The following is a 2,434-nucleotide window of genomic DNA, read 5'->3' on the forward strand; positions in this document are numbered from 1 at the left end:
GCTCGTCGACGACCTGATCGACTCGGGCTGGACGATGACGCTGGTGGCCCGTGCGCTGCGCCGGGCCGGCGCGACCGACGTGCTCCCGCTCGCCCTCGCCGTGGCCGGCTGACCCCGCTGCCGCTGCCGCTGCCGCTGCCGCTGCCGCTGTTGCCGGCGCCGTCGCCGTCGCTGCCGCTGTTGCCGTCGCCGTCGCTGTCGCTGTCGTCGTCGTTGCTGTCGCCGGTGACGGTGACGATGACGGCAGGCGGTGCCGTGGCGTTGATGGCGCAGCTTCGCTCGGTCGGGCGGCGGAAAGTTCCCGGGCACCGGTGAATGCGACAGTCGCCACGCCGTCCGGGCGTCGGCCTGGCCCTGCCGCCGGCGGCGGTAACGTGGGCAGCATGACCGACCAGCAGCCCGTCACCTGCGGCGTCGACGCCGTCATTGACGTGACCGCCGGCCACCCGCTGGGCGCTGGCGGTGCCTGAGCAGCTCTCCGCGGTGCCGGTCCCGGACCCGGTGTCTGCGGCTCCGGTCATCGACGAGGTTCCCGCCGGGCCGGACCGGAGCACTCTCCGGCTGGCGCTGGTGGTTGGCGGGCTGGTGCTCGCGGTGCTGCTCGGCTTCGGCCTCGGCCGGCTCAACGCCACCGGCACCACCACCGGCAGCCCGTCGCTGGCGGCCGAGCACACCGATCCGCCGGGTGTCGCGCCGCACAACCACGGCTCCGCCACGGGCGCCGATCAGGGCGCGCCCACCGAGGCGGGCGGTCTGGCGGTCAGCTCGGCCGGGCTCACCCTGGCCCCCCTGGGCACCGAGTTCGCGGCGGGCCGCGCCGGTCAGCTGCGCTTCCAGGTGCGCGACGCGCAACGCCGGCCGGTCACCCGGTTCGCCATCGTGCACGACAAGCCGATGCACCTCATCGTCGTCCGGCGGGACCTGACCGGTTACCAGCACCTGCACCCGACAATGGCGGCGGACGGCACCTGGTTGGTGCCGTTGACCCTCCCCCAGCCCGGGGTCTGGCGGGCGTACGCCGACTTCACGGTGGTTGCCGACGACGGCGCGCAGACCGCTGTGACCCTCGGCACGGACCTGGTCGCGCCCGGCGACTACCGACCCCGTCCACTGCCGGGGCCGGCCACCTCGACGACGGTGGACGGCTTCACAGTGGGCTTCCAGGGCACCCCGCAGCCCGGGACGACAGTGCCGCTGACCTTCCGGGTCGACGGTGCCGGTGGTGCCGCCGAGCTGCAGCGGTACCTCGGGGCGTACGGGCACCTGGTGGCGTTGCGCGAGGGCGATCTCGGCTACCTGCACGTGCACCCGGAGACCGAACTGGTGGACGGTCAGATCAAGTTCTGGCTGACCATTCCCGGCCCGGGCCGCTACCGCCTCTACCTCGACTTCCAGGTGAACGCCAAAGTTCAAACCGCCGAATTCACCCTCACCACCCCCTAATCCCACCCATCCCCGCCCCACCGCCCTCCGAAGGGGGAGGGGAGGGTGGGGTTAGCCGGCTCGGCGGATGGGGCGGCGGGCCAGGTAGCGGAGCAGGTCGCGGATGTGGTGCTTCTCCTCGGCGGGGACCGTGGGGTCGGCCAGCCGGTCGAGGATGGCCCGGACGTCGGCCTCGACCGGGCCGTCGTCGTGGCGTCGGCGGGGTGCGGGGCCGGCGTCGGGCAGCCCGAGCGCGCGGAACGCGGCGGCGACCGGCAGATCCAGGGCGGCGCAGAAACCGCGCACCTTGGCCAACTCGGGATAGTCCTGCCAGTCACCGGCCAGCCAGCGGAACACTGTGGAGCGTCCCACGCCCGTGTGCGAGGCAAGATCAGTCACGGTCCAGCCACGTTCGTCACGAGCGTCATCGATGGCGCGCCGGACGAAGCGGGCGAAGGCCATCTGCGGTGATACCTCGGCTGATCCCATCCCTGTGTGTCTTCCCCTCCCGCCGGAGCACCGGGACGATGCGCCTTTCGAGGGTAGTACGCCCACAGCCGGAAACAATTGACTGACCGCACAAACTGTCCCGTGGATGAGACTTTTCTCTGCATGCGTGTGTGCAGAACGAAAATTGCATCCAGCGATCATCATCGTTCTCGTTTAGGCTCGGTCCCCGTCCCGACATGGGTCTTTGCCTGCCGCGTCCGACCGGACCACCGCCGAGGAGCACCATGGCCGAACCGAGTCGCCCCCAGCCGTACCAGCCTGGTGCGGTGAGCCTCTTCTTCGTCGCCAAGGCCGGCGTCTTCGCGGCCGCGTTCTGGATCTGGTTGCTGGTCCTGGTGCTCCGCACCGACTCCGCTACCGGACTGCAGGTGCTGGCCGCCACCGGCACCATCACCACCACGCTGGTCGCGGTAGTGCTCGGTGCCCGGATGGCGTTGCAACACAACGCCGCCGTCCGGCACGCCGAGGTGAAGAAGCTGCTGGTGGACATCTCCTGGAACGC

General features: G+C 71.3%; 2 protein-coding genes and 1 pseudogene. 2 read left to right on the forward strand and 1 reads right to left on the reverse strand.

Annotated features, from left to right (window positions below; genetic code table 11):
- Positions 1-519 precede the first annotated feature (519 nt).
- Positions 520-1,443 (forward strand): hypothetical protein, encoded by a 924-nt coding sequence (locus tag KBX53_RS29630; protein ID WP_210862943.1) that lies wholly within the window; start codon positions 520-522, stop codon positions 1,441-1,443.
- 51 nt (positions 1,444-1,494) lie between these two features.
- On the opposite strand, the gene KBX53_RS29635 is transcribed toward KBX53_RS29630, so the two are convergent.
- The gene (locus tag KBX53_RS29635; RefSeq protein ID WP_030329791.1) at positions 1,495-1,911 is read right to left on the reverse strand and encodes a helix-turn-helix domain-containing protein; all 417 of its coding nucleotides are present in this window, start codon (positions 1,909-1,911) and stop codon (positions 1,495-1,497) included.
- Between the two features lie 245 nt (positions 1,912-2,156).
- Here KBX53_RS29635 and KBX53_RS29640 point away from each other — a divergent pair.
- Positions 2,157-2,434, forward strand: a pseudogene (locus KBX53_RS29640) (hypothetical protein); the annotation flags it as partial.

This window comes from Micromonospora sp. M51, from assembly GCF_018070305.1.
GTDB classification, from domain to species: Bacteria; Actinomycetota; Actinomycetes; order Mycobacteriales; family Micromonosporaceae; genus Micromonospora; species Micromonospora parva.